The organism is Paenibacillus sp. P4_A7 (genome assembly GCF_056402455.1).
Window position 1 is genome coordinate 1 of the sequence record NZ_JBFUHJ010000372.1, and the last position, 5,631, is coordinate 5,631.

Consider the following 5,631-nt stretch of genomic DNA (forward strand, 5'->3'; position numbering starts at 1 on the left):
ATGCTGTTGCCCCCCATTGAGATCAGGAGTTGCATAACCGTTTCAAAGGGTAGCTTTTTCTTTCGGGTAAAATCTTGTTCAGGTTTTTTGACATAAGGTGCTGGTGCCGCTGACATTTCTCGTATGAGGGATGTCAGCGTTTCTTTTAGCGAATTCGCGTACTCATTCATTGGCGTAACCTCCTCGTTTTTTCAAGGGGCTTCGCCACACCATTTCATCTGCTTGTCAAGTTCTATTTTTCTTCTTTGTACAAAAAAAAGAGCGGGCTATCTTTTCGATAACCTGCTCTTGTTCTTGATTTTTGGCCCTGCGTCTTAACTTAATGACATTGGCCGCTTGGCAGCTCTTTGCTATGCTAACTGGTAGTATGGAAGGGGTGGGCGGAGACCATAATGGAGCCCGCCTGTCACAACAATAAAAAACGCGGGAACGGGATCTCTGTCCTAACCAGCCTGGTGACCTCAGAATACGAACGGGCAGGATAGTGGAATGACTTTACTTTGATTCGCCTAAACTATAAGTTTGATTTAACCGAACTACACAAATTGAAATTAAAAGGAGTATACATATGGGCGATGGCAAAAAAGAAAAAATTTATTATCAAAGAAGTACTGAAGAATTAAAGATGAAGAGCATTAGAGCTCAGAAACTGGTTCAGGAATTTAACAGGAGTGACTTTGAAGAATTTGACAAGAAAGAAAATATTATTCGGGAATTGTTTGGGAGTGTAGGAGAAGGGCTTAGCATCGAGCACAACTTTCATTGCGATTTAGGTTACAACATACACGTAGGAAATAACTTTTTTGCAGGTTATAACTGTACGATTTTAGACATGGCAGAGGTAAGAATTGGTGATGATTGCATGATAGCTCCTAATGTTGGGATCTATACCGCAGGTCATTCTGTAGAACCAAAGGATAGAAATAAAAGTGGTTATGGGATACCGATATCTATAGGAAACAATGTATGGATTGGCGGGAGTTGTGTAATCTTACCTGGTGTAAATATTGGTGATAATTCCATTGTAGCTGCAGGTTCAGTTGTCACGAAGGACGTGCCTTCAAATACAATAGTCGCGGGTAATCCAGCAAAAATATTAAGACAAATAACCGAGTAATAATTCAACTCTGTATTGTTGTTCTTGCGATTTCTATCAAGCCTCTGAAACTAAAAAATCTAATCAAACTTTAAAATATCTAAGATTTATGATATCTTTATATGTATTGGCTATTAAGCTCAGGAACGGCATATTAATTAAATTTGAGGTATTTTAAAGAGGTATGATGAATTATGGATAATCTAGAATTAGGTAAAACAATCGTAAAATTTCGCAAAAATAAGAATTATACGATTAAACAGTTATCAGAAATAACGAAAGTAACTTCATCAATGTTAAGTCAAATTGAAAGGGGACTTTCCAGTCCGTCACTGAATACTCTACGCATGATTGCCGATGCATTAGAAGTTCCTTTATTTAGTTTATTTACTGAATTTGTGCAAACTAAAGATTTAATTACCAGAGCAAATTCCAGAAAAAAAATCATATTTCCATCATCGAACAATTGGGAATATTCATTATTGTCTCCGGATTTAAGCGGCTCAATTGAGATGGTTTTAATGAAATTACCGCCTGAATCCCAGTCTGCCGAAAAACCTATGAGACACATTGGTGAAGAAGTCGCGTATGTATTGGCGGGTGAGGTAGTATTATTTATTGGGGACGATGTGGAGACTTTATATAATGGAGACAGTGTAAAAATACCACCTGGGATAGAACATAAGTGGGAAAATAGATCGGATAAAGAAGCAACCGTTATTTTTGCTATTACTCCTCCGACATTTTAGAAAACAATTTATAATCAGATTAATAAATGAAGCGGGCAAATGCTCTAATTATATGGGTTGATTTGTTTAGACCGTTTCTGTATTTACAAGTGTATTGCACACTAGTAAATACAGAAACGGTTTTTTTTATCCAGATTAAATATTATTGATTACCTTACCAAAAGATGGATAATCATTAAGCTTGATTTAATAAACGCAAAATGCTAATATGCATCTATATTTAATTTATTAAATCTGATTTAACTTTTTTGAGTCTCCGTTAGAATATCATCATTAATGGAGGGGCACAATATTAATAAACTGCAATTGGATACCAAAGGGAATGTCACTTAAAAAAAAGGAGATAAAATTCTATGAAAAAAACAATTATGACCGATAAGGCTCCCGCCACTATTGGACCATATTCGCAAGCAATTGTAAGCGCTTCACGTTTGTATGCATCTGGGCAACTTGGAATTAATCCACAGACAGGTGAAATGAATGAAGACTTTGCATTACAGGCAAAACAAGTGATGGAGAACATCTCAGCAATTTTGAACGAAGCAGGATACGTTTTCGAGGACATTGTAAAAACGACTATTTTTATGTCCGATCTCGCCAACTTTACTTGTCTGAATGAAATCTACGGCTCTTATTTCAAGTCTAGCAAACCCGCACGTTCCTGCATCCAGGTTGCAGGTCTTCCTAAGGGAGCCAAAGTAGAAATAGAATTTATCGCAGAAAAATAAATTTAAACCAACTCCAAATCGCCTTTTGGAAATAAATTTGATCTTAATACGGAGGTAAAAATGACTAACAAAATTGCTGGAAAAACGGTCGAAGAGTGGAAAAATGAATTACCGGAACTGCAGCAAATCATTGATGCTGAGGAAGTTTTCTGGGTAAACCCGCAGCTTGAGAGTTGCAACAACCGAATTATTAACACGGAATTAGGGATAGCTGATATCGAAGATGCGGAACAACGACTGCTTCGCTTTGCCCCCTATTTAGCAAAAGTATTCCCGGAGACCAAGGAAAAAAACGGAATCATCGAATCTGAATTAGTATCCATCCCTAAAATGCAGCAGAAGTTATCAGAAATGTTCAATCAGGAAATAGCGGGAACTTTATATCTCAAATGTGACAGTCACCTGCCCATCTCTGGATCTGTAAAGGCTCGCGGAGGAATTTACGAAATATTAAAAGTGGGCGAAGAGATAGCCTTTAAACACGGCATACTGTCAATAATCGATGATTACTCAATTCTGGCAGATGAAAAATTTCGGACTCTATTTTCGAATTATTCGATTGTGGTCGGATCAACCGGTAATCTAGGTCTTAGTATTGGTATTATGAGTGTCCAATTAGGTTTCAAAGTTATTGTGCATATGTCTACTGACGCTAAACAATGGAAAAAAGATTTATTGCGGCAAAAAGGTGCAATCGTAGTTGAACACAATAGCGACTATGGGAAAGCGGTAGAGGCAGGCAGACAACAATCCCAGGAAGATCCCAATAGCCACTTCGTTGATGATGAAAATTCTTCAACGTTATTCCTCGGGTATGCCGTAGCAGCTAAACGGCTCCAAAAGCAACTAAATGACATGAAGATTCTAGTCGATCAGGATCATCCGCTTTTCGTCTATCTACCTTGCGGTGTAGGCGGCGCTCCTGGCGGAATTACTTTCGGATTGCGGACAATATTTGGAGACAATGTCCATTGCTTTTATGCAGAGCCAACTCATTCACCGGCAATGTTGCTAGGTTTAATGACACGTAAGCATAACGAGGTATCAGCTCAGGAATTTGGCATTGATAATATTACTGCAGCAGATGGGCTTGCCGTAGGGAGACCGTCAGGCTTTGTGGGCAAAGCACTAGAGAAAGATATTAGTGGTGTCTTTACTATTCAAGACGACTGTCTCTATCGAATCCTTAGAAAGCTAGCCGATTCAGAAGGAATATTCTTAGAACCATCGGCAGTTGCAGGATTTATCGGACCAGTTCAACTGAACGCTACTTCCATGGGAAAAGATTATTTGAAAAATAATCACCTTGAACAGAAGATGCAAAATGCCACTCACATTCTTTGGGCTACTGGTGGCGGCATGGTTCCAAAAGATGTCATGGATGATTTCTACCGTAAAGGTGCAAACAGCTAATTTACTTTATAGTATAGGGAGAGGTTAAGAAAATGGAAACTGGAACAATGATGATGCTGGTATTAGTTGCATCTATTGTATTACTCATCTTTCTCATTCTTCGAGTTAAAATACATCCCTTTCTTTCCTTAATAATAGTGTGTATATTTGTGGGAGTTGCTACAGGTATGCCTCTGCCTAAGATTGCTACTTCTATTGAAAACGGAATGGCAGGAACGTTAGGTTTTCTGGCTACTATTATCGGTTTTGGCACGATTTTAGGCAAAATGTTGGAAGTATCTGGCGGAGCGGAGCGCCTTGCACGAACATTACTAGAGAAAATGGGAGAAAAAAGGGCTCCCTGGGCTATGACAATTGTCGGCTTAATTGCCGGAATTCCCGTATTTTTTGAAGTAGGATTTGTTTTACTTTTTCCCTTGGTTTTCATAGTTGCCAAACAAGCTAAGATGTCGTTACTCCGTGTTGGAATTCCTTTGGCAGTATCGCTGATGATCGTTCACTCGATGGTGCCTCCACATCCGGCAGCGTTTGCAATTACTACAACTTTGGGGGCTGATGTAGGGAAGGTCATTCTATATGCTCTTCTTATAGGAATTCCTACTGCTATTTTTGCTGGTCCAATTTGGGCCAAGTTTATCAGTACTAAGTGCAAGACTGGAGTATTAAAGGAATCAGAAGGGAACGCTGCAACGCCTGTTGAGAATCTTCCAAGCTTCGGCATTACCCTATTTACTATCCTATTGCCCCTACTCATTATGGTAGGAAAAACGGTTAGTACATTGTTTCTCTCAAAAGATTCGGCTTTATTGCCTATTATTACTTTCTTAGGCAATCCACTTATAGCACTTCTCATTTCGGTATTTGTAGCTTATTATACGTTAGGCCTTTCTCGTGGTTTAAAAATGAAAAACCTCTTATCTCTTACAGAACAATGCTTTGGACCGATTGCCGGCATCTTGCTTATTATTGGTGGCGGTGGAGCTTTTAATGCCATCTTAGTTGAGAGTGGGGTAGGTAATGAATTGTCTAAGATTTTGATGTCACTAAATATGAACCCAATTATTCTCGCTTGGCTAATAGCTTGGCTTATGCACCTTGCTATCGGTTCCGCCACGGTGGCCATGATTAGCACTGCAGGCATGGTGGCACCTATGCTGGCTGCTTATCCTGGAATGAGTCCGGAAATTATCGTTCTCGCCATTGGTTCCRGAGCGATTGGCTGGTGCCATGTCAACGATTCGAGTTTTTGGTTTGTAAAAGAATATTTAGGATTATCATTACCGGATATGTTTAAGAGCTTCACTGCTGCCTGCCTTATTGCATCATTTGTTTCTCTAGGTGGTATACTACTTTTATCTCTAGTAATTTAATAATTACAATTATAACACCATTGTGTTGACAATCCAGATTCTTGAATCCTATTGAACTAAAGGGACACTATAGCACAATATATAAGGGGCTGCCGAGAGGACAATGTCATTAAGTTAAGTTCAAAGACAAGACCGGGAATAAAAATGGAATCCGAAACGGCACGGGAAAAAGCCCTGTGCCGTTTGTTTTTTTGTGCAAGCAAGGAAAAAAGCGTACAGCAAACAAAGCGGATGGAATATCCGCTTAAAAAATGTTCTTATGAACCGAATTATGC

5 protein-coding genes are annotated in these 5,631 nt (G+C 39.1%); all 5 read left to right on the plus strand.

From position 1 onward, the window contains the following. Window positions 1-568: 568 nt before the first annotated feature. The 5 genes from AC1DWN_RS26530 to AC1DWN_RS26550 all read left to right on the plus strand — a co-directional run bounded on the left by AC1DWN_RS26530 (window position 569) and on the right by AC1DWN_RS26550 (window position 5,356). Entirely contained in the window at window positions 569-1,117 is a 549-nt protein-coding gene (locus AC1DWN_RS26530; protein WP_477561892.1) for a sugar O-acetyltransferase, read from the plus strand. Window positions 1,118-1,290: 173 nt separating this feature from the next. Beyond that, on the plus strand, window positions 1,291-1,845 hold the full coding sequence (locus AC1DWN_RS26535) for a cupin domain-containing protein (RefSeq protein WP_477561893.1): 555 nt from the start codon (window positions 1,291-1,293) through the stop codon (window positions 1,843-1,845). Window positions 1,846-2,198: 353 nt separating this feature from the next. Then, a complete protein-coding gene (locus AC1DWN_RS26540; RefSeq protein ID WP_477561894.1) occupies window positions 2,199-2,573 on the plus strand; it encodes a RidA family protein in 375 nt (124 codons plus the stop codon). 60 nt (window positions 2,574-2,633) lie between these two features. After that, window positions 2,634-3,986 (plus strand): D-serine ammonia-lyase, encoded by a 1,353-nt coding sequence (locus AC1DWN_RS26545; protein WP_477561895.1) that lies wholly within the window; start codon window positions 2,634-2,636, stop codon window positions 3,984-3,986. Between the two features lie 32 nt (window positions 3,987-4,018). Continuing rightward, the gene (locus AC1DWN_RS26550) at window positions 4,019-5,356 is read left to right on the plus strand and encodes a GntT/GntP/DsdX family permease (protein WP_477561896.1); all 1,338 of its coding nucleotides are present in this window, start codon (window positions 4,019-4,021) and stop codon (window positions 5,354-5,356) included. The last annotated feature ends 275 nt before the right edge of the window (window positions 5,357-5,631 follow it).